This window comes from Nocardia sp. NPDC127606 (assembly GCF_042671725.1).
Taxonomy (GTDB): Bacteria; Actinomycetota; Actinomycetes; order Mycobacteriales; family Mycobacteriaceae; genus Nocardia.
Genome location: NZ_JBHXWQ010000005.1, coordinates 391,904 through 417,722, shown reverse-complemented (window position 1 = coordinate 417,722; position 25,819 = coordinate 391,904). Strand labels below are relative to the sequence as shown.

Annotated in this window: 25 protein-coding genes; 7 read left to right on the top strand and 18 right to left on the bottom strand. The window is 66.9% G+C overall.

From position 1 onward, the window contains the following. Window positions 1-217 precede the first annotated feature (217 nt). From ACFVJ5_RS24355 to mftA, 5 genes are all read right to left on the bottom strand, one after another. Entirely contained in the window at window positions 218-1,630 is a 1,413-nt protein-coding gene (locus tag ACFVJ5_RS24355; protein WP_379223317.1) for a GAF domain-containing protein, read from the bottom strand. Window positions 1,631-1,687: 57 nt separating this feature from the next. Beyond that, the gene (mftG, locus tag ACFVJ5_RS24350) at window positions 1,688-3,082 is read right to left on the bottom strand and encodes a mycofactocin system GMC family oxidoreductase MftG (RefSeq protein WP_379223315.1); all 1,395 of its coding nucleotides are present in this window, start codon (window positions 3,080-3,082) and stop codon (window positions 1,688-1,690) included. Between the two features lie 10 nt (window positions 3,083-3,092). Beyond that, window positions 3,093-4,490, bottom strand: coding sequence for a mycofactocin biosynthesis glycosyltransferase MftF (mftF, locus tag ACFVJ5_RS24345; protein WP_379223313.1), 1,398 nt, complete (start codon window positions 4,488-4,490; stop codon window positions 3,093-3,095). A gap of 141 nt (window positions 4,491-4,631) precedes the next feature. Beyond that, window positions 4,632-6,107, bottom strand: a complete 1,476-nt coding sequence (gene mftC, locus ACFVJ5_RS24340) for a mycofactocin radical SAM maturase (RefSeq protein WP_379223411.1) — start codon at window positions 6,105-6,107, stop codon at window positions 4,632-4,634. Between the two features lie 2 nt (window positions 6,108-6,109). Then, on the bottom strand, window positions 6,110-6,214 hold the full coding sequence (gene mftA, locus ACFVJ5_RS24335; RefSeq protein ID WP_101468422.1) for a mycofactocin precursor MftA: 105 nt from the start codon (window positions 6,212-6,214) through the stop codon (window positions 6,110-6,112). A gap of 214 nt (window positions 6,215-6,428) precedes the next feature. On the opposite strand from mftA, the gene mftR2 reads away from it, so the two are divergent. Then, entirely contained in the window at window positions 6,429-7,037 is a 609-nt protein-coding gene (gene mftR2 / locus ACFVJ5_RS24330; protein ID WP_379223311.1) for a mycofactocin system transcriptional regulator MftR2, read from the top strand. 37 nt (window positions 7,038-7,074) lie between these two features. Continuing rightward, the gene (locus ACFVJ5_RS24325) at window positions 7,075-8,130 is read left to right on the top strand and encodes a 2Fe-2S iron-sulfur cluster-binding protein (RefSeq protein WP_379223310.1); all 1,056 of its coding nucleotides are present in this window, start codon (window positions 7,075-7,077) and stop codon (window positions 8,128-8,130) included. Here ACFVJ5_RS24325 and ACFVJ5_RS24320 read toward each other — a convergent pair. The 3 genes from ACFVJ5_RS24320 to ACFVJ5_RS24310 all read right to left on the bottom strand — a co-directional run bounded on the left by ACFVJ5_RS24320 (window position 8,127) and on the right by ACFVJ5_RS24310 (window position 11,015). Continuing rightward, window positions 8,127-8,900 (bottom strand): DNA alkylation repair protein, encoded by a 774-nt coding sequence (locus tag ACFVJ5_RS24320; RefSeq protein ID WP_379223308.1) that lies wholly within the window; start codon window positions 8,898-8,900, stop codon window positions 8,127-8,129. The two genes, ACFVJ5_RS24325 and ACFVJ5_RS24320, sit on opposite strands and share 4 nt — an antisense overlap. 47 nt (window positions 8,901-8,947) lie before the next feature. After that, window positions 8,948-9,712 carry a glutamate racemase gene (locus ACFVJ5_RS24315; protein ID WP_379223306.1) on the bottom strand — a complete coding sequence of 255 codons (765 nt, stop codon included), beginning with the start codon at window positions 9,710-9,712 and terminating at the stop codon, window positions 8,948-8,950. 103 nt (window positions 9,713-9,815) lie between these two features. Next, window positions 9,816-11,015, bottom strand: coding sequence for an NAD(P)/FAD-dependent oxidoreductase (locus ACFVJ5_RS24310; RefSeq protein ID WP_379223304.1), 1,200 nt, complete (start codon window positions 11,013-11,015; stop codon window positions 9,816-9,818). Between the two features lie 217 nt (window positions 11,016-11,232). Here ACFVJ5_RS24310 and ACFVJ5_RS24305 point away from each other — a divergent pair, with 217 nt between their 5' ends. Both ACFVJ5_RS24305 and ACFVJ5_RS24300 read left to right on the top strand, forming a co-directional pair. Beyond that, window positions 11,233-11,589: an SPW repeat protein gene (locus tag ACFVJ5_RS24305; protein ID WP_379223303.1), complete on the top strand. Its 357-nt coding sequence runs from the start codon at window positions 11,233-11,235 to the stop codon at window positions 11,587-11,589. Continuing rightward, on the top strand, window positions 11,589-12,206 hold the full coding sequence (locus tag ACFVJ5_RS24300) for a TetR/AcrR family transcriptional regulator (RefSeq protein ID WP_379223301.1): 618 nt from the start codon (window positions 11,589-11,591) through the stop codon (window positions 12,204-12,206). Before ACFVJ5_RS24305 ends, ACFVJ5_RS24300 begins: the two co-directional genes overlap by 1 nt. Here ACFVJ5_RS24300 and ACFVJ5_RS24295 read toward each other — a convergent pair. Next, window positions 12,132-13,658 (bottom strand): MFS transporter, encoded by a 1,527-nt coding sequence (locus ACFVJ5_RS24295; RefSeq protein WP_379223299.1) that lies wholly within the window; start codon window positions 13,656-13,658, stop codon window positions 12,132-12,134. The two genes, ACFVJ5_RS24300 and ACFVJ5_RS24295, sit on opposite strands and share 75 nt — an antisense overlap. Window positions 13,659-13,827: 169 nt before the next feature. Between ACFVJ5_RS24295 and ACFVJ5_RS24290 the strand changes: the two genes are divergently transcribed. Beyond that, window positions 13,828-14,730 carry a helix-turn-helix transcriptional regulator gene (locus ACFVJ5_RS24290; protein WP_379223298.1) on the top strand — a complete coding sequence of 301 codons (903 nt, stop codon included), beginning with the start codon at window positions 13,828-13,830 and terminating at the stop codon, window positions 14,728-14,730. Window positions 14,731-14,783: 53 nt separating this feature from the next. Here the strand turns inward: ACFVJ5_RS24290 and fusA (ACFVJ5_RS24285) are convergent, their stop codons facing one another. After that, window positions 14,784-16,862, bottom strand: coding sequence for an elongation factor G (gene fusA / locus ACFVJ5_RS24285; RefSeq protein WP_379223296.1), 2,079 nt, complete (start codon window positions 16,860-16,862; stop codon window positions 14,784-14,786). Window positions 16,863-17,132: 270 nt separating this feature from the next. Here fusA (ACFVJ5_RS24285) and ACFVJ5_RS24280 point away from each other — a divergent pair, with 270 nt between their 5' ends. Then, a complete protein-coding gene (locus ACFVJ5_RS24280; RefSeq protein ID WP_379223294.1) occupies window positions 17,133-17,564 on the top strand; it encodes a PPOX class F420-dependent oxidoreductase in 432 nt (143 codons plus the stop codon). Window position 17,565: 1 nt separating this feature from the next. Here ACFVJ5_RS24280 and ACFVJ5_RS24275 read toward each other — a convergent pair whose 3' ends face one another. Beyond that, window positions 17,566-18,387 carry an alpha/beta fold hydrolase gene (locus tag ACFVJ5_RS24275; protein ID WP_379223293.1) on the bottom strand — a complete coding sequence of 274 codons (822 nt, stop codon included), beginning with the start codon at window positions 18,385-18,387 and terminating at the stop codon, window positions 17,566-17,568. A gap of 125 nt (window positions 18,388-18,512) precedes the next feature. On the opposite strand from ACFVJ5_RS24275, the gene ACFVJ5_RS24270 reads away from it, so the two are divergent. Continuing rightward, window positions 18,513-18,860 carry a nitroreductase/quinone reductase family protein gene (locus tag ACFVJ5_RS24270; protein ID WP_379223291.1) on the top strand — a complete coding sequence of 116 codons (348 nt, stop codon included), beginning with the start codon at window positions 18,513-18,515 and terminating at the stop codon, window positions 18,858-18,860. A 94-nt stretch (window positions 18,861-18,954) separates the two neighbouring features. Here the strand turns inward: ACFVJ5_RS24270 and tuf are convergent, their stop codons facing one another. The 7 genes from tuf to hppD form a co-directional block, all read right to left on the bottom strand. Beyond that, entirely contained in the window at window positions 18,955-20,145 is a 1,191-nt protein-coding gene (gene tuf / locus ACFVJ5_RS24265; RefSeq protein WP_056814209.1) for an elongation factor Tu, read from the bottom strand. A gap of 136 nt (window positions 20,146-20,281) precedes the next feature. Next, window positions 20,282-22,384 carry an elongation factor G gene (gene fusA / locus ACFVJ5_RS24260; RefSeq protein ID WP_379223290.1) on the bottom strand — a complete coding sequence of 701 codons (2,103 nt, stop codon included), beginning with the start codon at window positions 22,382-22,384 and terminating at the stop codon, window positions 20,282-20,284. Between the two features lie 33 nt (window positions 22,385-22,417). Further along, the gene (rpsG, locus tag ACFVJ5_RS24255; protein WP_056814216.1) at window positions 22,418-22,888 is read right to left on the bottom strand and encodes a 30S ribosomal protein S7; all 471 of its coding nucleotides are present in this window, start codon (window positions 22,886-22,888) and stop codon (window positions 22,418-22,420) included. 1 nt (window position 22,889) lies between these two features. After that, on the bottom strand, window positions 22,890-23,264 hold the full coding sequence (rpsL, locus tag ACFVJ5_RS24250; RefSeq protein ID WP_056814220.1) for a 30S ribosomal protein S12: 375 nt from the start codon (window positions 23,262-23,264) through the stop codon (window positions 22,890-22,892). Window positions 23,265-23,536: 272 nt separating this feature from the next. Continuing rightward, the gene (locus ACFVJ5_RS24245) at window positions 23,537-24,082 is read right to left on the bottom strand and encodes a DUF3558 domain-containing protein (protein WP_379223288.1); all 546 of its coding nucleotides are present in this window, start codon (window positions 24,080-24,082) and stop codon (window positions 23,537-23,539) included. Then, window positions 24,079-24,606, bottom strand: a complete 528-nt coding sequence (locus ACFVJ5_RS24240; RefSeq protein ID WP_379223286.1) for a DUF3558 domain-containing protein — start codon at window positions 24,604-24,606, stop codon at window positions 24,079-24,081. The genes ACFVJ5_RS24245 and ACFVJ5_RS24240 overlap by 4 nt, the downstream gene beginning before the upstream one ends. A 31-nt stretch (window positions 24,607-24,637) precedes the next feature. Continuing rightward, the gene (gene hppD, locus ACFVJ5_RS24235) at window positions 24,638-25,780 is read right to left on the bottom strand and encodes a 4-hydroxyphenylpyruvate dioxygenase (protein ID WP_379223284.1); all 1,143 of its coding nucleotides are present in this window, start codon (window positions 25,778-25,780) and stop codon (window positions 24,638-24,640) included. Window positions 25,781-25,819 lie beyond the last annotated feature (39 nt).

Below are 25,819 nucleotides of genomic sequence, written 5' to 3'. Positions count from 1 at the left end.
GATCGTTCCTCCAACGGCTTTGTCAGTTACATCACATGGGCGCCTGTCCATGCAGTGCCGACAGTAGGCCCTGAGTTAATAAAAAGAAACTTTTTCCGCTAAAAAAATCGGTCGGTCGTCCAGTCTGTACCGATGGGTACCCACGACCAGGGCATGAGTGTGGGCTCCAACACATTGGTCACCCATATGTGAGCCACCACACCTTCAGACCGGGACACTATGAGCCGAAACGTTGCATCTGCGTTGCATCGGCGCCGATGCGCCGGTCGAGTACCCGGATCTTGGCCTCTATCTGCGCATACAGTGGCGAATCACGATCGACGGTCGACCGATAGGCGGCCCACGCGGCGGCATCGTCGCGGCCTTCCGGACACGACGTCCATCGGCGCAGCACGGCGGCGTCGGGGGCGGCGAGCACGGCGGTCCGCAATCGGACCCGCAGCTCGTCGCGGATGTCGCAAATGCCGGGAGCCGAGGAGCGCGGCAGCACCGGACCCGCGTACAAGTTCAATGCGGATGCGGTATCACCGGAGTCGAGTGCGGCCCGGAGCTCCTCGACATCGGTTGCGACATGCACGCGTAGACGGTATGGGCGCGAACCGACGACCGAGGCGCCGATCACCGACCGCAGCCGCGACATCGCCGCGCGGATCGTGCCGTTGTCCAGATCGGTGTCGTCCAACAGCAGCGCCAGGTGATCGGCGCCGAGACCTTCGGGATGTTCGGCGAGCAAGAGCAGGATCTCGGCATGGCGTTGCGAGAGCGACACCCGCTCCCCCGCGATGCTCAACTGAGGTTGACCGAGACCCAGGACATCAAGGCCGAGCTTGGCCTGTCCGGTGTCGTCGCGGTTCGCGGGAGCCGGCGCCTTGATGCCGTGGCTCGCGCGCATGGCCCGCAGCACCAGGTCCATCTCGGCCGCGGTCGCGGCGGCTTTGACCAGGGCGAGAATTTCGGGCTTGGCCACCCGCATCCCGCCGGCAATCATCAGAACGCCGATCAGACGGCCATCCGGCTCGTGCACGGGGGCCGCGGCGCCGGTGATCTGGTGCATGCGATGCAGGAAATGTTCGGGTCCGTGGATCCAGGTGGCGCGCCCGGTGCGCACGACGAGACCGACGGCATTGGTACCGATCCGGCGCTCGCTGAGATCGTCGCCCTCGCGCACGCCGATCTCGGCGGCGGCGGCGACCTGCTCCGGATGACCGTGCACCGACAGCACCCGACCGAACTGGTCGGCCACGGTCACGATCAATCCGGCGTGCGACGCGTCCTGGACCAGCAGTTTGTCGATCAGCGGCATGAGCGCGGCGATAGGGTGGGCGTCGCGATAACGCTCCAGATCGGCGCCGCGCAGCCCGCGACCGTCGATGACGTCCGTCGGATCGACACCGCCGCGCACACTGCGCAGCCATGATTCGAGAACGAGCGGACGTAGAAGACCGGCCAGCTGGGTAAGCTGTTCACCACCGGCACTGAGAAATCCATGGGCCTGTGCGGCATAGGCTTCCAGAGCACCGAGCTGTGCGCCCGACTCCGATGCCTGCCGTGGGGGCCTCCCACCTGCAAGATTGCTGACCATTTGCCTTTCTTTCCCGCTACAAACTGTACCGGGCAGATATCGGGCCAACCTCCAGAAGTCGGGGTTTGTCCCGCAGGTCACATCGTGGTATCAATCGTCACTTCGTCACACGACCATGTGGTCCGCTATGGACGCGGCGAGCATCACCGTGGTGGCCTGTGGACCGCACCGCAGCGGGACCGGGACGACCGACAGATCGGCGACCGTCAGTGCCTCGATGCCGTGCACCCGCCCCTGTTCGTCGACCACCGCGCGCTCGTCCTGCGCGGGGCCCATCCGGCAGGTACCGGAAAGATGTTGGGAAGTGCCGAGGTTGGCGTGCAGCCAGGAGTCGTCGACGGGTCCGATTCGCCGACCCAGGAGATCCGCGGTGAGCGCTACTCCCTCGCGCAACCGGGCTCGGTCCTGCTCGGCGCGGAGATAGCGCTGGTCGACGCGGGCGGGGACAGCCGGATCAGCCGAAACCAGGGTCAGCTCGCCGGTCGACTCGGGATGCATCAGAGCGACCCCCACCCGGCGCAGACCCGGCGTGAACATCACGGTGTACGGGCGTAGTTCCAGGTCGTCGATGCCGAGGACGTATTCGAGCGCGACGGCTGACCGCGCGGATTCCACACCGGGGAATTCGATGCCGATCTCCGGGTGATCGGTGCACCACGCGCCCACCGGAGCGGGTCGCAGCACCGGAACGCCGAGCGAGCGCAGCAGTGGTTCGGGGCCGATCCCGGACCGGATCAGCAGCGCGGCCGACTCCACCGCACCCGCGCACAACACCACCTCATCGGCATACGTCGTCCCGCGTTCTCGCCCGCGCGCCCACTCCACACCGATTACCCGGGTCCCACGGAGTAATAGCCGGGTCACCATTGTTTCGCCCGTGACGATCAGATTGCTGCTGTGGAGTGCGGGAAAGAGATGGGTGATCGCGGGTCCCGCACGGCGGCCGCGCGATATCGCCAACGGCACGCGCCCGAATCCGGCCTCGTTATCTCCGGCCGGTGCGTTGAGGTCGGGGATTTCCCTGAATCCCGCTGCCACGCAATGTCGCGCGAATTCAACGCTGAACTCGGTGGGGTCGCTGGTTCGCGCGATCGGAATCGGGCCGCCGATTCCGTGGCCGGGCGCAGTGCCGAAATCCGCGTCGTCTTCCAGAGCGCAGAACACCGGGAGGACCGAATCGAACGACCACCGTGGACCTGCCACCGCACTCCAGGCGGCGAAGTCGGCGGCGGGCGGGCGGAGGAAATAACTGCCGTTGATCGACCCGGATCCACCGATCAGTCTGCCCCGCACCAGGTTTCCCGGGTAGCGCCACACCACGCGGGAGTCGGGGCCGACCGGGAGATGACCTGGATCGAGCAGTTCGACGGGCAGCTCGCCCATCGTCGGGAAAACCGGTCCGGCTTCGAAGACGCGCACCGAACGCCCCGGATCCGCGCTGAGCCGGGCGGCGAGCACGCAACCCGCCGACCCGGCTCCGACAATGAGAGTGCTCGTCACGCAGGAGTATTCAGCGGGGCGGCACGCTCGGCTTGAGCGCTTCGAAACTGCGCGCCCGGATGACGCCGAGCCACAGGCCCGTGCCGTAGGCGACGTCGTCGAGACGCTTATAGGCCACATAGCGGACCGGGTCGAGCCCGCCCGCGTCGCGATGGGTGAACCAGTCGGCCAGACCGTCGGCGAGCGCCATCGTGATGGCGATCTTGCGGATCCGGCTCGACGCGATCACCGCGAGTAGCGTCACCGGCCAATAGTCCCGGCACATCGCCGAAGCCAGTCGCCACATCCCGGCGAAGTAGCCGCGCGCGAGATAGACCGCCGCGATCCGGGTCGGATTGTCCAGCTCGGTGAAGACCCGGCGCAGGCGAACCAGGGCCATCGCGAGGGTGACGAGTCCGCCGAGCAGACCCCATTTCGACAGCGTCGCGAACAGCAGACTGGCCAGCACGGTCGAGGTCGGCACCGACAGCGGCGAGACCAGGCCCGAGTGCCGTTTCCCGAGCGGCGCCGCGCCGGTGCCGTAGAACAACTTTCGCCCGAACCAGGCGCGGAAGGCGACCCGATGATCGTGGGCGACGTGCGCGGCGGGCTCGTAGCGCAACCGCCAGCCCGCGCGTTCGAGCCGCCAGCACAGGTCGACGTCTTCGGCCACCTGCATCGATTCGTCGAATCCGCCCTCGCCGAGCAGCGCCGCGCGCCGGGCCAGCAGCGCCGCGCTCGGCACATACGACACGATGCCGCGCGCGTGCACCGCCGATTCGCGCCTGCCGAGGTCGAGTGAGGAGCGGGTGTGTTCGTAGCGGGCGAGCGCGTTGGATTCGGAATCGAGGGCCACGATGCGCGGCGCGACCAGCGCGACCTGCGGATCGCTGAAATGTCCGAGCATCACCTCGAGCCACCCGCTGCGCGGCACCACATCGGAGTCAAGGAACGCGACGAAGCCCGTTGTCGCCGCCCGCAATCCGGCATTGCGGGCGGCCGCGGGGCCGAGCGGGCTCTCGTGCCGCAGCACCGTCACCTGACCGCGGCCCGGTCGCGGCGGGATGCGGACCGGCTCGTCGGAGCCGTCGTCGACGACGATCACATTGTGCCCGCGCAGCACCGCCAGCAGACGTAGCAGCCCGTCGGCGTTGTTGTAGAGCGGGATGACGACGGTGACGTCGTCGAGGGACGGTTCGAGCCGCGGGCGCGGGTTGGCCACGCCGGAATCGAGCAGCCGGCGGGCGACGATCGCGGACTTGGTGTCGGTCACCTCCAGGTATCCGTCGCCGATCAACTCGGCGGCCTCCGGGGCCAAGCGCAGCATCCGTGCGGGTGATCCTCCGATCAGGATCCGACCCCCGGAAAATGCGCGTACCCGTGGATCGATCCGTACCCCGAAGCCGTCGGGCAGACGATCATGGCGCATTCCTCGCATGCTATGCGCAGTTGGGCTCTCAGACATCATCACCCCACAAAAAAGGAGGAAAGTCTGCCTGAAATGCCGCTGTGACCGGTTCCCGGACGCGTCAACAAGATCGGCAGCGCATTCCCGGCAACCGGCCTAGCCTCAGCCGAGCGGACTCTCGTTGCACGCCTTGGCAGGTGGGCGCTTCACGGTCAGCGGCAGCGACACCCTGCCACGACTGCGAACCGGGCGAGAGTGGTCGACGGCGGGGCGCGGAATGGTGCGTCCCGGCGCCGACAGCGCCGCTTCGCCGTAGCCCTGCACGCATTCCGGATCCGGTCCGTTGGCGGGCAGGCCGGTGAAGAATTTCGCGGCCATGCAGCCACCTCGGCAGGAGTCGTAGTGCGAGCACTTCGTGCACGCGCCACCGTCGACCGGCTCGCGCAGTTCGGCGAAGAGCTCCGAGTCGGTCCAGACCGCCTCGAAACCACCGTCGGCGACGATGTTTCCGGCCTTGAAGCGGTCGTGGATGGCGAACGGGCAGGCGTAGACGTCGCCGACCGGATCGACCAGACAGACCACCCGGCCCGCACCGCACATGTTCAAACCCGGTAGGGCCGAACCGAATGCGGACAGGTGGAAGAACGAGTCGCCGGTGAGGACACCCTCGCCGTTGCGGACGAGCCAGTCGTAGAGCTCGCGCTGCTGTTCGGGCAGCGGGTGCAGTTCGTCCCACACGTCCGCGCCGCGACCCGAGGGACGAAGGCGGGTGAGTCGCAAGGTGGCGCCGTACTTGTCGGCGATGGCCTTGAACTCGTCGAGCTGGGAGATGTTGTGGCGGGTGGCGACCACCGAGAGCTTCGCGTCCTTGAAACCCGCCGCGGCGAGATTCGACAGCGCCTTGATCGCGGTGTCGTAGGAGCCGGGACCGCGCACGGCGTCGTTGACCGCGGCATCGGCGCCGTCGAGGGAGATCTGCACATCGACGTAGTCGCTGGCCGCCAACCGCGCGGCGACCTCTTCGTTGATGCGAACGCCGTTGGTGGAGAACTTGACCCCCACGTTGTGCGCGGTGGCGTAGTCGACCAGTTCCCAGAAGTCCGGGCGCACGGTCGGTTCACCGCCGCCGATGTTGACGTAGAAGATCTGCATGCGCTCGAACTCGTCGATCAGCGCCTTGCACTGCTCGGTGCTCAGTTCGTTCGGGTCGCGACGACCCGACGAGGACAGGCAGTGCACGCACGACAGGTTGCAGGCGTAGGTGAGTTCCCAGGTGAGGCAGATCGGTGCGGCGAGGCCCGATTCGAAACGATCGATCAGCCTGCCGCCCTGGGTGGCGTCACCCGCCGCCAAGGCTGTCGGCGCGGGGGTGACCGGGCCGGGCGATGCCACGATCATGTCGGTGTCGGCCAGCTGCGCGAGCGCCTTGACGTGCGCGTCGGAGGCCTCGATGCCCTTGGCACGCAGTGCGTCGCGCACGGAAGAGTGCGCGGGCAGCGACCGGACCACATCGACGAGATCGCGGCTCTTGAGGAACGAGAGCTTGCGGGTCCCGAAGTGGTACAGCAGCGCGCCGAAGGATTCCGGGCGCAACGAGACCCGAGGGTGCAGCGTCCAACGGGTGTCGAGATCGAGCATGGTCAGTACACGCCGCACATGCCGTCGATGCTGACCTCTTCGATCAGCGTCTCGGTGACCAGGTCCTCGTCGGATTCGACGGTCGCAGGCGTGGTGTTCTCAGGCATGACTACCTCCATTGTGTTGCCGGTCACCTCGACCTTAACGTCAGTGACTGCCATAAAGGGCGGAATCGGAAAATCTTTCTCTGAGCACACCCCACCCCCCTCCGCTGCGAACCCCTCTAGACTTCCGGAGGCAGGGATGGGAAAAGGGCTGATAGCCCGGCGGCAGCAGAGGTGAGGCAGAGGCTTGCGTAACCATGGCGGGGCGGGGAGTGGCGTGAATTCAACCCTGTCGGAGGCAGAGATCGTCGATGCGGCACTGAAGGTGGTGCGCGAGGACGGGGTCGAAAAGCTTTCGATGCGGCGGCTCTCACGCGAGCTCGGGGTGTCACCGATGGCGCCGTACTACTACGTGGCCGACAAGCGCGAGCTACTCGATCTGGTCGCCAGCGCCGCGCTGGTCGGGGTGCGCAAGCCGCCGCGCGAGTCCGGCCTGTGGCAGGAGCGCCTGCGCGATCTGATCGATCAGATAGACGATAAACTGCGCACGCATCCCGGCCTGGGCGACATCTTGCTCGAGCAGATGCTCGGCAAGCAGCTCGACCTGATCGACGCCGTGATGGAGATCCTGTTCGACGCGGGCTTCAGCGACCGCAATGTGCTGGCCGCCTACGCGACCATCCACACCTACCTGTTCGGCCGCAGCAGAGTGAACCCGCGCGACCGTTCCGCGCCGGCCGACGTGCTGCTGCCCGAGGCGGTGGCCCGAGCCACGAAGTACATGTCCGACCTGCGCGGCAAGTACTCCTACGACTTCGGGATGGAGGTGCTGGTCGCCGGACTCGAGGCACAGCTTGCCCTGCAGGCGCGTCCCGGCCTAGCATGAAACTGAAACACGTTCTAGTTTTGCCCGAGAGGACGACATGACCACAGTCGAGGTTCCGCACAGCTCGCGCTCGGTGGTGCTGCGAGTAGCCGCGGTGATCGCCGAAACGGCCGACACCCACTCCGTGGTCTTCGAGGTGCCCGCCGAACTCCGCGAGCGCTTCGCCTACTCCCCCGGCCAGTTCCTGACGTTGCGCATCCCGAGCGAGCAGACCGGATCGGTCGCCCGCTGCTACTCGCTGGCCAGCTCGCCGTTCACCGATGATCTGCCGAAGGTGACCGTCAAGCGCACCGTGGACGGGTACGGCTCGAACTGGCTGTGCGACAACCTCGCCGCGGGCGACGAGGTCGAGGTGCTGCCGCCGTCGGGCGTGTTCACGCCCAAGAATCTCGACGAGGACATGCTGCTGTTCGGCGCGGGCAGCGGGATCACGCCGGTGATGTCGATCCTGAAGTCGGCGCTGTCGCAGGGTTCGGGCAAGGTCGTGCTGGTCTACGCCAACCGCGACGCGAACTCGGTGATCTTCGCCGACGAACTCCGCGATCTCGTGGGCAAGCATCCCCAGCGACTCACCGTCATCCACTGGCTCGAACCGCTGCTCGGCCTGCCGACCGCCGACATGCTGGCCACCCTGGTCCGGCCCTACACCGCCTTCGAGGCGTTCATGTGCGGGCCGAAGCCGTTCATGGACCTGGTGCACGACGCACTGGCCTCGCTCGAGGTGCCGCGCAACCGCACCCATGCCGAGGTGTTCAACTCCCTCGCGGGCGATCCGTTCGCCGACCACGCGCCCGCGGAGGTGTCCGAGGCCGAGGCGGCCGACGCGGCCACGGTCGAGGTGGAGCTCGACGGTGAGGTGCACGAGATGTCCTGGCCACGCAAGCAGACGCTGGTCGACATCATGCTCGACAAGGGCCTCGACGTGCCCTACTCCTGCCAGGAGGGCGAGTGCGGGTCGTGTGCCTGCACGGTGCTGGAAGGCAAAGTGGAGATGGCCAATTCGGAGATCCTGGATCCCGAGGACATCGAGAACGGGTACATCCTCGGCTGCCAGGCGCGGCCGGTGACCGATCGGTTGCGGATCCAGTTCTAGCGCATGGCGCGATAGGCGGCGCGTTGCTCGGGGTCGAGGTGTTCGGTCGCGTAGCTCAACGCGGTGCGGCCCAGTTCGGGTGCGTTCCTGTTCAGGAAATCGGTGAGTGCGGTCTGGTCGACGCGCTTGCCGATTTCGCGCAACATCCAACCCAGCGCCTTCTGGATCAGATCTCGGCGGTCCGTCTGAAGGATTTCGGCGAGTTCCAAGGTGGTACTCGGGTCGCCCGCCTTGATGAACGCGAATGTCGACAGCAGGGCCACTCGGCGCTCCCAGAGCGAATCCTGTTCGGCCAGTTCGAAAAGCAGCGCGCGGTCTCTGTCGAGTAGCCAGGGGCCGATGATGTTCTCGGCGGAGGCGTCGACCAGATCCCAGTTGTTGACCCGGCCGCGCCGGACCGCCGCCAGGTAGAGATCGACCATCTCCCGACGGGCCTTGTCGTCGAGGGCGCGCGGTTTCGATGCCGCCGCGAAGCGGGCGTTGAGGATGAACAGGGCGGCCAGCCGCTCTTCGTGGAGGGGGCTGTCCAGGAGCTCGTCGATCTGCGACAGCGGCAGTGTGGCGAATTGTTTCGCCACTTTTCTGGTGACGGGGACTCGGATACCGAGGAAGATGTCGCCCTCGCCGTATTCGCCGGGGCCGGTCTTGAAGAAGCGTTGCAGGTGATGCGCGTCAGTAGGGTTCGCCAGGTCGGCGAGGGCCTTGCGCACCTGTGCAGCAGTGGGAAGTTCGGACACACGCACCTCCGGGTCGGCGGATTCCCTCCGCATTCAACACCGGTGCGGTGACATGCCGGCGCGGGCTCCCCGTCGCCCGGTCAGGCCGGTAGTGCGCCGAGAAGGCGGCCCGACTCGAATGTTGCCGCACCGGAGGGCAACTCGCCCGGCCGACCGCTCGTGCGGACGGTGACGGTGCCGGTGCCGGTGGTGGGGCGGCCGAGTTCGTCCATCTTGCGGACAGTCTGGGCGGCGACGGCTTGGGCGCTGTCGAACAGGCGCACACCGTCGGGCAGTGCGGCGACGATGGCGTCGATGACCAGCGGGTAATGGGTGCAGCCGAGGACAACGCCCTCGACGTCGGCCGGGGTGCGCGCGGCCGAGTCGGCGATCGACTCGCGGATCGCCTTGATGTCACCGCGGTCGATCGCATCGGCCAGGCCGTGGCAGGCGACCCCGACGACCTTCGCGTCACCGCCGAACCGGGCGATCAGATCGGCCTGGTAGCGACTGGCAGTGGTCGCCGCCGTCGCCCACACCGCTACCGAATTACATTGCGCGGCAGCAGGTTTGATCGCGGGAACCGTGCCGATCACCGGCACCGACTCCCCCACCTCCGCCCGCACGTGCGCCAACGCGGTGACGCTGGCGGTATTGCACGGCAGCACGATCACCTCGGCCCCGGCCTCGATCGCCTGCCGCGCCGTGCCGACGACCCGCTCGACCACCCACTGCTCCGGCTTGGGCCCCCAGGGCGCACCATCGGGGTCGAGCAGCAGCAGCAAGTCGACGTCGGGCCGCAGCTTGCGCAACCACGAAGCCGTAGGCAACAGGCCGAGGCCGGAATCGATGAGCGCGACGATCACCGCTACACCGTATTACAGCGGCGAATTCGGCCGATCGCGACCACATGCGCACCAGCCCGAGCGCCGAGGGGCCCGAGGCCGCTCAGCGCCCTGACCGAGTGACTCAGCCGGCCGCGGCGAGGAGATCCGCCACCGGGGTGGGGGTGGCCAGCTTGGCGCGCAGTTTCATCACCTGGCCGGTCAGACCAGCACCGAGGACGGCCGTGAGGATGCCGTCGCGGGAGTAGTAGGCGAGGAACTTGCGGCCGTCGTCGGTGACCACGGTGACGTCGTCGTCGGGCGAGGGGGTGCCGAGGGCCTGGATCTTGATGTCGTACTGGTCGCTCCAGAAGTACGGGACGCGGGCCACGGTGGGCGGTGCGCCGCCGAGGAGGGCGGTGACCACGAGTTTTGCCTGCTCACCGGCGCTGGTCCAGTGTTCGACGCGCTTGCGGACGCCGGAGTCGTGCTGCCAGGCGGCGACATCGCCGACCGCCCAGACGGCGTCGGCGGAGGTGCGGCCGACCTCGTCGGCGAGCACGCCACCACCCGCGGACCTGTCGGCCAGCTCGATGCCGGAGTCGGCCAGCCAGTCGGTGACGGGGACCGAGCCCACGCCGACCACGACCAGGTCGGTGTCGATGTCGGTGCCGTCGGTGAAGACCGCGCCGCGCACCCGGCCGGAATCGTCGGCGCGCAGGGTGTCGACGCCGACGCCGCAGCGCAGGTCGACGCCTTCGTCGCGGTGCAGGCGCGCCACCAGGCCGCCGATCTGCTCGCCGAGGACCGAGGCCAGCGGGGTCGGCTGGGGTTCGACGAGGGTGACCTCGACTCCGGCGGCCCGGAAGCTGGCGGCGAGTTCGCAGCCGATGAAACCGGCGCCGATGATCAGGGCCCGGTTGGCGCCGTCGAGTTCGGCGCGCAGGGTCGCGGCGTCCTCGTGGGCACGCAGCACGTGTACGCCCCCGACCTGGGGTAGACCGGGGAGCCTGCGGGGACGCAGACCCGTCGCGATGATCAGCTGGTCGTAGGCGATGGTGGAGCCGTCGGCCAGGGTGACGGTGCGCGCGGCGGTGTCGACACCGGTGACGGCGGTGCCGAGGCGCAGCTCGATGTTCTTGTCCGCGAAGAACTCCGGCGGGCGAAGGGTGGTGTCGTCGGTCTCGCCGCGCACGAACTGCTTCGACAGCGGCGGGCGGTCGTACGGCGCGCGCGTCTCGTCTCCGAGCAGCAGCACACCGCCTTCGTACCCGGCCCGACGCAGTTCCTCGGCCGTGCGCAGGCCTGCCAGACCCGCTCCGACGATCACGATGGGCGCGCTCATGTTGTGTCCTCTCGGCATGCGCGGTCGCTGACCGCTCGTGCCATGTTTCTGCTGTGTCGCGGACCACTACGGCCCCCAGATGTTTGTACCAGTGCGCCGGGTTACCTGTGACACCCACGTCGCAACACAACCGTGCCGCTTCCGATGTCGACCGGGCGGTCAATCAGGAGTAGACCGAGGTCAGAGGTATTTATCGTCTCAACGAGGAGGCATTTCCATGTTCACCAACAGTCGCGCACAGGACTTTCTGGCCGTTGTGCTCGGCGCATTCACCGCACTGTCGCCCCTGTGGCTCGACACCAACGACAATGCCCGCTGGACCCTGATCGTGCTCGGCGTACTCATCGCCGCGACCGGTCTGATCCAGATGGCCAGGGACGGTCTGTCCGTCGCGGACTACGCGATGGGCGTATTCGGCGTGCTGCTGTTCATCTCGCCGTGGGCCATGGACTTCACCGCGTTCAGCGGCGCGTCCTGGACGGCATGGGTGGTCGGAGTGGTGACGGCGGTGGTGGCGGTCGCCGCGCTGCCTGCCATGAACCAGCGCCTGCACAACATGGCTCCACATCACTGATGCCGGGCCGACGAGTCGGGCGCCGCAACGCGAAACGCGATGGCGACGCCCGGCAACTCATCCTGGACGCCGCCGAGACCCTGTTCGCCGCACAGGGATTCGACGCAACGCCGACCGCAGCCGTCGCCGCGGCCGCCGACGTGCCGAAAGGACTGGTCTTCTACTACTTCCCCACCAAGAACGCGATCCTGTCCGCGCTCATGCGCGAACGCGTCCCCGAACATCCGATCGACGACCTCGCCGCCGTGGTCGCCCCCGGCGATCCGGCCGCCAGTCTGATCAACCTCGACACCGCGATCAACCTGCGCGACCATCACTCGTCGGTCCTGCGGGTGATCATGTGGCGCGAAGCCGACACCCACCCCGACGTGCGCCGCAAACTCCGCGCCCTGCGCGATCAGCTTCTCGACGTGACCGCCCACGTCCTCGAAGCCAGCACCCCCGCACCCATTCGCCCCGCCACCCTGCACGCCTGCGCCGCCGCCTGGGTCTCCGCCATGTTCGCCATCGCCAGCACCGACCGCCTCCACGCCCTGGACGGACTACCCGTGCCCACGAGCGACGACCTGATGAACGTCGCCCAGGTGGTCGCGGCGGGCATGACTCACCTCGGCTGAAGGCGAGCGTCGCGCGCGGAGAACGCGGATGGCCACCGAGCCGAGGACACCGTGCAGGATGGCCGCGGTGGCGGCGACGACGTGCACTCCGCTGACGAAGGCGCTGCGGGCGTCGTCGAGTACGGCGGGGGCGAGGCCGGGCAGGTGCAAAGTTTCGCCGAGGGTGGGTGCGAGGTCCGGGCCGTGGACGCGGAACAGGACGGCGGCCAGCGAACCGAAGAGGGCGATACCGAGCGCGTTGCCCAGTTCGTTGCCGGTTTCGGCCAGCGCGGCGGCCGCGCCCGCCCGTTCGGCCGGAACCGCGGCGACGGCGATATCGGCGACCACGCTGAACGAGATGCCGTAGCCGATGCCGGCCACCGCGGTCGCGGCGATGTACCAGCCGGCACCGCCGCCGGTGCTGGTCGGCAACAGCAGCAGCAGGCCGATCGCGATCGTGAAGTGGGCGGTGATCAAGGCGGCCGAGCGGCCGATGCGGGCAACGACGGCCGGGGTCACGACGGCCGCAACAGTGAGAACGAGGGCGCCGGGGACCGCGAGCAGTGCGGCGTCGGCGATGGACACGCCGAGGACGGATTGCAGGTAGGTCGCCGCCAGATACGCGGTCGCAGACCAGGCCGCGAGGGGCAGGAACCCGGTGATGATCGCGATGGTGAAGACCCGGTTGCGGAACAGAGTGAAGTCGATGAGCGGGTTGTCGATGCGCCCCTGCCTTCGGCCGAACCATCCGAGCAGCGCCACGCCGGTCAGCCCGACAGTGACCGACGAAGTCGATATGCCCTGCGCGGCAACATGTTTCACTGCGTACATGGCAGCGAGCAATCCGGACGCCGAGGTGATCACGCTCGCCACGTCGACGCGGCCGAGGCCGGTCGCGCGCACCTCACCGAGCAGGATCGGCGCCAGCACCGAGAACACCAGCACCACCGGCACATTGATCAGCAGCACCGATCCCCACCAGAACCGGGTCAGCAGCTGACCGGCGACGATCGGGCCGATCGCGAAACCCGCCGCGAAGGTGGCGGCGAAGATGCCGATGGCCTGCGCGCGTCGGCGCGGGTCGGTGAACAGCGTGCCGAGTACGGCGAGTGCCGACGGCAACAGCGTCGCACCGGCCACACCCATCAGGACGCGGAAGGCGATCAGCAGTTCGGGGCTCGTGGCGAAGGCCGCCCCCACCGAGCCGATGCCGAACATCGCCGCGCCGATCATCAGCAGGCGTTTGCGGCCGTAACGGTCGCCGATGGTGCCGAACGCGATCAGCAGGGCGCCGACCGCGAAACCGTAGCTGTCCAGGATCCACAGGGCTTCGTCGGCCGAGGGTGCCAGCGCGTCGGTGACGGCGGGCATGGCCAGGAACAGCACCGAGCCGTCCATGGCGACGAGCAGTACGGGGCCGAGCACCACCAGCAGGCCCAGCCAGGACCGCAGCTCGATATCGGTTCGATTCATGCCCCCACCCTGCGACCGCGTGCGAGCGGCAACCAGACCCCTGACGTGGGTACACCCGGCCGGGATAGGCGTACCTCCGCCTTCGCTCCGGCCGTGCGCGAAGACCGAGGAACGCTTCGCGCCCGCACCCATCGAGCACGACCACCCCGTGGTGCCTACGATCGGAACGATGGAGTTGGAAAGCCTCGGAACGTTCCTCAAGTCCCGCCGCGACCGAACCACCCCCGAACGGATCGGCCTACGCACCTTCGGCGTCACCCGCCGCGTCCCTGGCCTGCGCCGCGAAGAACTCGCCCAGCTCGCCGGAGTCAGCGCCGGGTACTACACGCGCCTCGAACAAGACCAGGCCGGGACCGTGTCCGCACAGGTCATCGACGCCATCGCCCGGGTACTCCGGCTCGACCCCGCCGAAACCACCCACCTGCACAACCTCGCAGGCCAACCGGCCGTGCCGCGCCTGGTCCGGGCCGAACCGGAACAACCACACCCGCGGGTTCTCACACTGCTCACCTCGCTCGGCGACACCATGCCCGCTGTCGTTCTCGGACGCCGCGGCGACGTGCTCGCCTGGAACCACGCCGGGCACGCGCTCGTCGGCGAGCACCTCGACTTCACCGCGCCCGACGACCCCGCACGACGTCCGTCGATTCCGCGACTGTTCTTCCTCGATCCGCTCGCCAGGGACCTGTACCGGAACTGGGACGAGCTCGCCCGCATTCACGTGGGCTACCTCCGGCTGACCGCGGGACGGTATCCCACCGACGCGCATCTGGCCGAACTGATCGGCGAACTCGCCATGCGCAGTACGACTTTCGCGACGCTGTGGGCCGGCGCGGAGGTCGCCGATTGCACGGTCGGGCCGATGGATCTGCGCCATCCGACGGTCGGCCGTGTCGACGTCGACTATCAGGTGTGGCTGCAGCCCGACAGTCCTGACCACCGGCTCGAGGTCTACACCGCACGCGATGCGAGTTCGGCAGACGCGCTGCGCCTGCTGACTGCCGGATCCACCAGGACACATCGGGTTCCGGCGATGGTCGACTCCGAGACACCGGACGGAACCCACACCTAGGCATCGTCGACGAACCGGTGACGCCGCGTGTATCGCGACGCCACCGGTGTCGATCAGCAGCCCGCGATGATCGACGCCGCCGCACCCGGCGGGACCGGGGCATAGGAGTCGAACACCATCGAGTAGTTCGCTCGGCCACGGGTTTTCGAGCGCAGGTCCCCGATGTAGCCGAACATCTCCTGGAGCGGGGTCAGCGCGCGGATGATGTGCGCGCCGCCTCGTTCCGTGAGCTCGGTGACCCGGCCGCGACGGGCGTTGAGGTCACCGATCACCTCGCCGACGTACTCCTCCGGCGTCACGACCTCCACGGCCATCACCGGTTCGAGCAGTACCGGCTCGGCTCGCGCGAGCGCCGCGCGTACCGCCGCCGCTCCCGCGAGACGGAACGCCAGTTCCGACGAATCCTGCACGTGGGCGGCGCCGTCGAGCAGCGTCACCTTCACGTTCACCAGGGGGAAGCCGGCGAGTGTGCCGACGCGCAGCGCGTCTTGCGCGCCCGCGTCCACCGCGGGGATGTACTCCCGCGGTACGCGCCCGCCGGTGACCCGGCTCTCGAATTCGTAGATCGCGTCGTCATCGGCCACGTGTGGTTGCAGCGCGATCACCACCTTGGCGAACTGCCCGTGCCCACCCTGTTGCTTGCGGTGGGTGTACTCGAACAGATCGACTGCCGCGGTGATGGTTTCGCGGTAGGCCACGCGTGGGGCGCCGATGTCGGCGTCGACCCGGAACTCCCGTTTCATCCGGTCGACCAGGATCTCCAGATGCAGTTCGCCCATGCCGCCGATGACCGTCTGGCCGGTTTCGGCGTCGACGTGCACGGTGAACGTCGGATCCTCGTCGGCCAGGCGAGCCAGGGCGGTGCCCAGCTTGTCCTGGTCGGCGCGGGTCCTCGGTTCGATCGAGACGGCGAGTACGGGGTCGGGGAAGGTCATCGACTCCAGGACGACGGGGGCTGCCCGATCGCACAGGGTGTCGCCGGTTCCCGTCGCCTTCAGGCCGATCACGGCACAGATCTGCCCGGCCTGCACCCGCTCGACGGCGATCTCGGTGCTCGAATGCATCTGGAACAGTTTGCCGAGCCGCTCCTTTCGTCCATTGGTCGAATTCAGTACGGTCGCACCGGGTTCGGCGGTACCGGAGTACACCCGCAGGTAGACGAGCTTGCCGAAGAACGGGTGCAGCGCGACCTTGAACGCCAGCGCCGCGAACGGCTCGGCGAAATCGGGCGCGCGGTGGATGTGCTCGCCCTCCGGCGAGAACCCGTGCACGGCAACGACATCCAGTGGAGACGGCAGGTAGTCGACGACGGCGTCCAGCAGCGGCTGCACGCCGATGTTGGCCAGCGCCGAGCCGCACAGGACCGGGTAGGCCTGTGCGTCGATCGTCATCCGCCGGATAGCGGCTTTCAGGAGGTCGACGGTGATCGCCTTGCCCGCGAGATAGCGCTCCAGCACTTCCTCGTCGGCCTCGGCGACCGCGGCCTCCAGTGCATCCCGATGCTGGAAGGCCCTGGTACGCAGGTCTTCCGGAATCTCGATGGTCTCGAAGCGAGTACCGCGATCGGTGTCGCCACGCCACACCTTGGCGGTCATCTCGACCAGGTCGATGATGCCTTCGAACTCGCGTTCCGCACCGATCGGCAGCTGAATCACCAACGGGCGCACCCGGAGTCGCTCCGCGATGGTCCGCACGGTGAACGCGAAATCGGCACCGAGCTTGTCCATCTTGTTCACGAAACAGATCCGCGGGACGCCGTACTTGTCGGCCTGGCGCCACACCTGCTCCGACTGCGGCTCCACGCCCTCCTTGGCGTCGAATACCGCGATCGCACCGTCGAGCACCCGCAGCGAACGCTCCACCTCGACGGTGAAGTCGACGTGGCCGGGGGTGTCGAGAATGGTGATCTGGTGCTCGTTCCACCAGCAGGTGGTCGCCGCCGCCGCGATCGTGATGCCGTGTTCGCGCTCCTGGATCATCCGGTCCATCACCGCGGTGCCGTCGTGCACTTCGCCGAGAGTCCGGGTGACGCCGGTGTAGAACAGCACCCGCTCGGTCGTCGTGGTCTTGCCCGCGTCGATGTGGGCGGCGATGCCGATATTGCGTATTCGGGCGAGATCGATTCTGGTCATGGGAATCCCCCAAGGCTGGTCCGGTCGAGGAATCGACGCTCGCCAGTTGTGCGTTCCTGGGACGGCACGGGCGTCGGATCACGCGGCGCCGCACCGGCGCCGAACGACCCGATGCGAGCTAGAACCGCGACTGCGGACGTGCTGTAACCATGCGACAAGTTCTACGCGCCCGATCGCGCGCTGTCGACGGGATTTCCGCCGCCCGGGCATAAACGCGCGACCACGACGGTTCGTCACAACGAACAGCCCGCCACCCCTAGGAGCCGATCGATGCCCGAAACGCCACTCGACCTGCACGCTCTCATCGCCGACTCCCGCATCGGCATCCTGGCCACCATCAAATCCGACGGCCGCCCCCAACTCTCCCCCGTCACCCCGTACTACGACCGCGCCGCGGGCGTCATCTATGTCTCCATGACCGAAGGCCGCGCCAAAACGATCAACCTCCGTCGCGACCCACGCGCCGCGCTCGAGGTCACCAGCGCCGACGGCTGGTCCTGGGCCACCGCCGAGGGCACCGCCACCCTGACCGGCCCCGGAACCGACCCGAACGGCCCGGAAGTCGAGGCACTGGTCGACTACTACCGCGCGGCCGCGGGCGAGCACCCCGACTGGACCGAGTACCGCGAAGTCATGGTCTCGGACCGGCGCGTCCTCATGGCCTTGTCGGTCGAGCACGTATACGGGGCCAAGATTCGATGAATCAATCTGTCGCCGAGAGGAATTCGGTGACATCCGGGGCGAACCTGGCGTGTTTGATCGCACCCAGATGGCTCGTCGCGGGGTAGATGATCAAGCGGGAATCAGGAATGCCGTCGGCGGTGTAGCGGAAGGAGGATTGGTCGTAGAACTCGTCGCGTTCGCCTGCGACCACCAGCGTGGGGGTCGTGATGTCGGCTAGGCGGTCGGTGAGGTCGAAGGCATCTTCGGCATGAACGAAGGCGAGGGTGTCGGCGGGGTTCTTCGGGCGAAACAGCGGGTCCGCCAGCCAGGCGGCGGCGCCGACGAGGCGCGCCTTCAGCGAAGATTCGATGCCCTGGGTCGCCAGGTGGTGCAGGGATCGTTTGCCCGCGGCGGCGGCCTCCGCGTATTTCATCTGCGACACGCGCGCGGACTGGTCGAGACGGTAGGCGGAGGAAGCGATCACCAGTCGGCGTACTGCTGACGGATGGTCGGCGGCGAGTTGCAGCGCTACGGAGCCACCCGAGGAAATGCCGAGAACGTCTACGGGACCGCCGAATTCGTTGTGCAACGCTTCCGCGTGTGCCCGCGCGATATCGGCCATCGAGGTACCTGCCGCCATCCCCGGCGCGCGATTGACCGCGTACACCCGGAAGTTCCTGGCCAGCGGCGCCATTGTCTTGATCTCGCTGGACCGCAGCCAGCCACGCGGATTGGCGTGGTCGGGCATGAACCACCGCAAGAACACCAGTGGACGCCCCGACCCGAACGCGAGATAGGGCATCCCGTGTTCGAGCACCCCTTCGCTGACATCCAATTCCCGTTCGAGCGCGGCCTTGCCCACGAGGTCTCCGATCCTCTCGAATGCGATAGTGCCCCAACGCTACCGAGCACGACCGACAACCACGATGACGTCAGAAGTCATCCACCGTCGGTAGGCTGACGGTTCGTCGACTACAGGAGAATCCGATGGGACAAGAATCGCTGTTGCGCCGCGGTGTCGGCGCATTCAACACCGGCGTGGTCGCCCTGACCAATGCCCCCGTCATCGGCAAGCTACTCGGCAAAGCCTTCGCCCAGATCACCTACACCGGCCGCCGCTCGGGCCGCACGTTCAGCACCCCCGTCAACTACCGCCGCTCCGGCGACGAATACCTGATCGGCGTAGCGATGCCGGACAAGAAGTCCTGGTGGCGCAACTTCCTGGACGAGGGAGCCCCCGTCACCCTGCGCATCGACGGCATCGACCACCCCGGCCACGCCATAGCCCACCGAGACGACCGCGGCCGAGTAACCGTCCGCGTCCGACCGGCGTAGTGGATCCGTCCGAGTCGCACGATCGCCCCTGAAAACGCCGAACGGCGCCGCTCCCGGAGGAGCGACGCCGTTGCGGTGTCAGCGAGTCAGAGACTCACTTGATGATCTTCGTGACGCGACCGGCACCGACGGTGCGGCCACCTTCGCGGATCGCGAAGCGCAGGCCTTCGTCCATGGCGACCGGCTGGATCAGCTTGACCAGCATCTCGGTGTTGTCGCCGGGCATGACCATCTCGGTGCCCTCGGGGAGGGTAACGACGCCGGTCACGTCCGTGGTACGGAAGTAGAACTGCGGGCGGTAGTTGTTGAAGAACGGGGTGTGGCGGCCGCCCTCGTCCTTCGACAGGATGTACGCCTGGCCCTCGAACTCCGTGTGGGGAGTCGTGGTGCCCGGCTTGACGACAACCTGGCCACGCTCGACATCTTCGCGCTTGATGCCACGAACCAGCAGGCCGACGTTGTCGCCCGCCTGGCCCTGGTCGAGCAGCTTGCGGAACATCTCGATGCCGGTGACGGTGGTCTTGGTCGACTTCTCCTTGATGCCGACGATTTCCACCTCCTCGTTCACGTTGACAATGCCGCGCTCGACACGACCGGTGACGACGGTGCCACGACCGGTGATCGTGAAGACGTCCTCAACGGGCATCAGGAACGGGAGCTCGGTCTCGCGGACCGGGTCCGGGATCGAGTCGTCGACGGCCTGCATGAGCTCGACGATGGCCTCGGCCCACTTCTCGTCGCCCTCGAGGGCCTTCAGGCCGGAGACACGCACGACCGGCGCGTCCTCGTCGAATTCCTGCGAGGCCAGCAGTTCGCGGACCTCCATCTCGACGAGCTCGAGGATTTCCTCGTCATCGACCATGTCCGACTTGTTCAGCGCGACCAGGATGTAAGGCACGCCGACCTGACGGGCGAGCAGCACGTGCTCGCGAGTCTGCGGCATCGGGCCATCGGTGGCCGCGACCACCAGGATGGCGCCGTCCATCTGCGCCGCACCGGTGATCATGTTCTTGATGTAGTCCGCGTGACCCGGGGCGTCGACGTGCGCGTAGTGGCGCTTCTCGGTCTGGTACTCGACGTGGGAGATGTTGATCGTGATACCACGAGCCTTCTCCTCCGGCGCCTTGTCGATCTGATCGAACGCAAACGCGTCGTTCAGGGTCGGGAACTTGTCAGCCAGCACCTTGGTGATCGCTGCAGTCAGCGTGGTCTTGCCGTGGTCGACGTGACCGATGGTGCCGATGTTGACGTGCGGCTTCGTCCGCTCGAACTTCGCCTTCGCCACTTTTGGGTCCTCCTGGACTTGTTGGTGCGTGCATTTGCAGCAGTGCGTGTGTCATCCCCGCTGGAGGCGGGGATCGGGGGTATTACTTGACGCCCGGCACTTGCGGTCCAGTGTGCCACTGGACCGCAAGAGGGTTTTATTCGCCGGTCGCCTTGGCGATGATCTCCTTGGACACATTGGCCGGAACCTCTGCGTACTGGGCGAACACCATGGAGTAGTTCGCGCGACCCTGGGTCTTGGACCGCAGGTCACCGATGTAACCGAACATCTCCGAGAGCGGAACCAGCGCCTTGACGACACGGGCACCACTGCGTTCCTCCATGGCCTGAATCTGGCCACGGCGGGAGTTGAGGTCGCCGATCACGTCGCCCATGTATTCCTCGGGCGTGATGACCTCGACCGCCATGAGCGGCTCGAGGATCACCGGACCGGCCTTACGGGCCGCTTCCTTGAGGGCCTGCGAACCCGCGATCTTGAACGCCATTTCCGAGGAGTCGACGTCGTGGTACGCGCCGTCGAGCAGGCTGACCTTCAGGTTCACCAGCGGGTAGCCGGCGAGCACGCCGTACTGCATGGCATCCTGGGCGCCCGCGTCGACCGACGGGATGTACTCACGGGGCACGCGACCGCCGGAGACCTTGTTCTCGAACTCGTAGGCCGCGCCGTCTTCGCCGACGAACGGCTCGAGGGCGATGATGACCTTCGCGAACTGGCCGGAGCCACCCGTCTGCTTCTTGTGGGTGAACTCGTGCTTTTCGACCTTCTTGGTGATGGTCTCGCGGTAGGCCACCTGCGGCTTGCCGACGTTCGCCTCGACCTTGAACTCGCGACGCATACGGTCGACGAGGATGTCGAGGTGGAGCTCGCCCATGCCGCCGATGACGGTCTGGCCGGTCTCCTGGTCGAGCTTGACCGAGAACGTCGGGTCTTCGCGCGCCAGCTTCTGGATCGCGGTGCCGAGCTTTTCCTGGTCGGACTTGGTCTTGGGCTCGATCGAGACCTCGATGACCGGATCCGGGAAGGTCATCGACTCGAGGACGACCTGGTTCTGCGCGTCGGACAGGGTGTCACCGGTGGTGGTGTCCTTCAGGCCGATGACCGCGTAGATGTGGCCGGCCGAAGCCGTCGCGACCGGCATCTCCTTGTTGGAGTGCATCTGGAACAGCTTGCCCAGACGCTCCTTCTTGCCCTTGGTCGAGTTGACGACCTGGGCGCCGGAGGCGACCTGACCCGAGTACACACGCACGTAGGTGAGTTCACCGAAGAACGGGTGCACCGCGATCTTGAACGCCAGCGCCGCGAACGGCTCGTCGACGTTCGGCTTGCGGGTGATCAGCTCTTCTTCCTTGTTGGGCACGTGGCCGGTGGTGGCCTCGACGTCCAGCGGGGAAGGAAGGTAATCGATGACCGCGTCGAGCATGGGCTGAACGCCCTTGTTCTTGAACGCGGAACCACACAGCACCGGGTACAGCTCGGAGTTGACCGTCATCTTGCGGATGGCGCCCTTGATCTCCTCGATGGTGAGATCCTCGCCACCGAAGAACTTCTCGAGCAGTGCCTCGTCGGACTCGGCGACGGTCTCGAGCAGTTCCTGACGGTACTGCTCGGCCTTCTCCTTGAGGTCGGCCGGAATCTCGACGACTTCGTACTCTTCGCCGAGCTTGGTCTCGCCCTTCCAGACCTTGGCGTTGTTCTCGACCAGGTCGACGATGCCCTCGAAGTCGTTCTCAGCGCCGATCGGCAGCTGGATCACGAGCGGACGAGCGCCGAGACGGTCCTTGATGGTCTGCACGGTGAAGTAGAAATCCGCACCGAGCTTGTCCATCTTGTTCACGAAGCAGATACGCGGCACGTCGTACTTGTCGGCCTGACGCCACACCTGCTCGGACTGGGGCTCGACACCCTCTTTGCCGTCGAACACCGCGACCGCGCCGTCGAGCACGCGGAGCGAACGCTCCACCTCGACGGTGAAGTCGACGTGCCCGGGGGTGTCGATGATGTTGATCTGGTTGTCTTTCCAGAAGCAGGTGGTAGCCGCGGAGGTGATGGTGATACCACGCTCCTGCTCCTGCTCCATCCAGTCCATCGTGGCCGCGCCATCGTGAACTTCACCGATCTTGTACGTGATACCGGTGTAGAACAGGATGCGTTCGGTCGTGGTGGTCTTGCCCGCATCGATGTGGGCCATGATGCCGATGTTGCGGACCTTGTTCAGGTCGGTGAGCACGTCCTGTGCCACGAAATTCTCCCTTTTAAGTGACGGGCCGGACTATCACCAGCGGTAGTGCGCGAAGGCCCGGTTCGACTCGGCCATCTTGTGGGTGTCCTCGCGACGCTTCACGGCGGCACCGAGGCCGTTGCTGGCATCGAGGAGCTCGTTGGCGAGACGCTCGACCATGGTCTTCTCGCGACGGGCGCGGGAGTAGCTGACCAGCCAGCGCAGCGCCAGGGTGTTGGCGCGGCCCGGACGGACCTCGACCGGCACCTGGTAGGTGGCGCCACCGACACGACGGGGCTTCACCTCGAGGGCGGGCTTGACGTTGTCCAGCGCGCGCTTGAGGGTGACGACCGGATCGGTGCCGGTCTTCTCACGCGCCTGCTCGAGGGCACCGTAGACGATGCGCTCGGCGGTGGACTTCTTGCCGTCCATCAGGATCTTGTTGACCAGCTGAGTGACCAGCGGGGACCCGTAGACCGGGTCGTTGATCAGCGGACGCTTGGGTGCGGGGCCCTTGCGTGGCATATCAGCTCTTCTCCTTCTTGGCGCCGTAGCGGCTGCGCGCCTGCTTGCGGTTCTTCACGCCCTGGGTGTCGAGCGATCCACGGATGATCTTGTAACGGACACCCGGGAGGTCCTTCACACGACCGCCGCGAACGAGCACCATGGAGTGCTCCTGCAGGTTGTGGCCTTCACCGGGGATGTACGCCGTGACCTCGATCGCGCTGGTCAGGCGAACACGCGCGACCTTACGGAGCGCGGAGTTCGGCTTCTTGGGGGTGGTGGTGTACACGCGAGTGCACACGCCACGACGCTGCGGGCTCCCCTTCAGGGCCGCAGTCTTGGTCTTGGTGACCTTGTCGCGGCGACCCTTGCGGACCAGCTGGTTGATGGTTGGCATAGACCGGCTTTCCTTATTGGTAATTGCGCTTGATGTGCAGTGTCTTGCAGTTCATCGAGCTTTCACCCGCACGTCAGACCACGTTTCCGTTAACCCGTGGTCGGGCGTGTCGCTGAGGCGCTCAGTGCCCTTTTCAAGGCACGCTGGAACGTATCGGCCGCTTTCGCTGGCCTACGTTCACACACGAACTTGCCCGCAGTAATCCGGGCACAGGGATCCACGATACCCGCGTGCCCGATTCGGGGTCAAAGCGGGGGGCCGCGTCAAGCCTTCTACCGGGCGAGATCCAGGGTCAGCTCGACCAATTTCTGGGCGCCCGCGCACGGATCGGGGTGCGCCGAGCCGGGCCGGTAGTTGATCCACCACCCGACGACGCCGACATCGGCGGCCGGTGCGGTGACGCCGCAGGAGTCGTTGTCGCCCGGTCTGCGGACCTGCAACGCCCTGCGGCCCTGCACGGTGATGTCGCCGGAGATGTAGCCCAGCTTGTCGTTGGTGGTCTTCTCGTTGTTCAGGGTACCCATCTCGTACCAGTTGAGGCTGGCCATGGCCGCCCCACCAGGTGCGTCCTCGATGTCCCACATGCAGACGGCACCGCTGAACGAGGCGCTCACGCTCTTGGCGTTGCCGATGATCTCGCCGATCTTGTCCGCGGCCACCACCTCGCACTCGCGCAGCAGCTTGTCGAAGTCGGTGTTGATCGTCTCACCGCCGCCACCCTTCCCCAGCGGCTGGGCACTGCCCTCGATCTTCTGGCCGCAGCCTGCCAGCGCGAGGGTGAGCATCAGCGCCGCGGCGGCGACCTTGCCGGCGCTCACTGCAGCCGTCCCACGGTCAGCTCGGCCAGTTTCCTGGTCCGGTCGCACGGGTTGCCGCCGGTGGCGAAGATGCCGGTGGACATCGACCACTCGAAGAAGTCGTCGTCGAGTTGCACGGCGAGGTCACAGACAGTGCCCTGCGGGTCCAGCGCCATGAAGCCGGAATGCCCACCCACGTCGATGGTCTCCGGTGCACGGCCCACGTTGGACACCCACGCCTTCTCACGTTCGATCGGACTGCCTCGGTACGAGGCGAAAGTGACACTGGGCGAAGATAATCCGGCCGATTGCCAATTGCAGCCGGTCGCGTTCTTGTAGACCCGCGCGATCTGGCCGAGGCCCGCGAGGTTGCGCACTTCGTCGTCGGTGACATGGCCGCACTCGCCCACGAAGGGACCGAGTGAGGCGACCTTCGGTGGTGGTCGGTTGGGCCCTGTCGGCGTATCGGAGTCGCCCCCCGATCCGCACGACGTCAGCATGACGACCAAGGTCATGCCGGTGATGATCGCCGAGGGGATCCGCATGGCATGAACTGTAGTAGGTCCGCGGACCCGGTCACAGATTGCCGCGAGCCTCCTGTTCGCGTTCGATGGCCTGGAAAAGGGCCTTGAAATTGCCTTTTCCGAAACCGAGTGAGCCGTGTCGCTCGATGAGCTCGAAGAAGACGGTGGGGCGATCGGTGAGCGGACGGGTGAAGATCTGGAGCAGGTAGCCGTCCTCGTCGCGGTCGACCAGGATGCCGCGACGCTGTAGTTCGTCGACCGGAACGCGCACGGCGCCGATGCGAGCGCGCAATTCGGGGTCCTCGTAATAGGCGTCGGGTGTCGCCAGGAATTCGACGCCCTCGGCGCGCAGGGCGTCGACGGTGCCGAGAATATCGCCGGTGGCCAGCGCGATGTGCTGCACGCCGGGGCCGCGATAGAACTCGAGATACTCGTCGATCTGAGAACGCTTGCGGCCCACCGCCGGTTCGTTGAGCGGGAACTTCACCCGGTGGTTGCCGTTGGCGACGACCTTGCTCATCAGCGCGGAGTAGTCGGTGGCGATGTCGTCGCCGACGAATTCGGCCATGTTCGTGAATCCCATGACGTCGCGGTAGAAGTCGACCCAGCGGTCCATCATGCCGAGCTCGACATTGCCGACCACGTGGTCGATCGCCTGGAACACGCGCTTGCCCGGCGCGCGAGTGGAGGTGCGCGCGATATAGCCGGGGAGATAGGGACCGACGTAGCCGGAGCGGTCGACGAGGGTGTGCCTGGTCTCGCCGTAGGTCGCCAGTGCGGCAGAGCGGACGGTGCCGAATTCGTCGGTCTCGTCATGGGGTTCGGTGAGAATCGTGGCGCCGTGTTGACGGGCCCAGGCGATGCAGCGGTCCACATCGGGGACCTCGAGGGCGATGTCGACGATGCCGTCGCCGTGGCGGTCGTGGTGGCCGACGAGCGGGCTGTCGGGGTCGACCGCGCCGGTGATCACGAACCGCGCTCCCCCGCTGCGCAGCACGAACGACTTGTGGTCGCGATTGCCGGTCTCGGGGCCCGAGTACGCCTCCAGCCGCATGCCGAACGCGGACTGCAGGAAGTGGGCGCTCTGGGTCGCGTTGCCGACGACCCAGACGAGGGCGTCCCACCCGATCACCGGAAACGGATCGACACTGTCGTCGTGCTCGATCAGCCCGACGAGCTGCTGCTCAATGGTCATGACCTAGGAAATCGCGCCGGGCCGCAGGTGGGCAACTAC

Excerpts from the sequence above, each read along its gene's own strand:
- ACFVJ5_RS24240 (WP_379223286.1), bottom strand. The coding sequence starts at position 24,606 with ATGCGGATCCCCTCGGCGATCATCACCGGCATGACCTTGGTCGTCATG.
- ACFVJ5_RS24305 (WP_379223303.1), top strand. The coding sequence starts at position 11,233 with ATGTTCACCAACAGTCGCGCACAGGACTTTCTGGCCGTTGTGCTCGGC.
- ACFVJ5_RS24270 (WP_379223291.1), top strand. The coding sequence starts at position 18,513 with ATGGGACAAGAATCGCTGTTGCGCCGCGGTGTCGGCGCATTCAACACC.
- mftC (WP_379223411.1), bottom strand. The coding sequence starts at position 6,107 with ATGCTCGATCTCGACACCCGTTGGACGCTGCACCCTCGGGTCTCGTTG.
- rpsL (WP_056814220.1), bottom strand. The coding sequence starts at position 23,264 with ATGCCAACCATCAACCAGCTGGTCCGCAAGGGTCGCCGCGACAAGGTC.
- ACFVJ5_RS24290 (WP_379223298.1), top strand. The coding sequence starts at position 13,828 with ATGGAGTTGGAAAGCCTCGGAACGTTCCTCAAGTCCCGCCGCGACCGA.
- ACFVJ5_RS24320 (WP_379223308.1), bottom strand. The coding sequence starts at position 8,900 with ATGCGGAGGGAATCCGCCGACCCGGAGGTGCGTGTGTCCGAACTTCCC.
- mftA (WP_101468422.1), bottom strand. The coding sequence starts at position 6,214 with ATGCCTGAGAACACCACGCCTGCGACCGTCGAATCCGACGAGGACCTG.
- ACFVJ5_RS24280 (WP_379223294.1), top strand. The coding sequence starts at position 17,133 with ATGCCCGAAACGCCACTCGACCTGCACGCTCTCATCGCCGACTCCCGC.
- fusA (WP_379223296.1), bottom strand. The coding sequence starts at position 16,862 with ATGACCAGAATCGATCTCGCCCGAATACGCAATATCGGCATCGCCGCC.
- ACFVJ5_RS24310 (WP_379223304.1), bottom strand. The coding sequence starts at position 11,015 with ATGAGCGCGCCCATCGTGATCGTCGGAGCGGGTCTGGCAGGCCTGCGC.
- ACFVJ5_RS24300 (WP_379223301.1), top strand. The coding sequence starts at position 11,589 with ATGCCGGGCCGACGAGTCGGGCGCCGCAACGCGAAACGCGATGGCGAC.
- hppD (WP_379223284.1), bottom strand. The coding sequence starts at position 25,780 with ATGACCATTGAGCAGCAGCTCGTCGGGCTGATCGAGCACGACGACAGT.
- ACFVJ5_RS24325 (WP_379223310.1), top strand. The coding sequence starts at position 7,075 with ATGACCACAGTCGAGGTTCCGCACAGCTCGCGCTCGGTGGTGCTGCGA.
- rpsG (WP_056814216.1), bottom strand. The coding sequence starts at position 22,888 with ATGCCACGCAAGGGCCCCGCACCCAAGCGTCCGCTGATCAACGACCCG.
- ACFVJ5_RS24295 (WP_379223299.1), bottom strand. The coding sequence starts at position 13,658 with ATGAATCGAACCGATATCGAGCTGCGGTCCTGGCTGGGCCTGCTGGTG.
- mftF (WP_379223313.1), bottom strand. The coding sequence starts at position 4,490 with ATGCGCCATGATCGTCTGCCCGACGGCTTCGGGGTACGGATCGATCCA.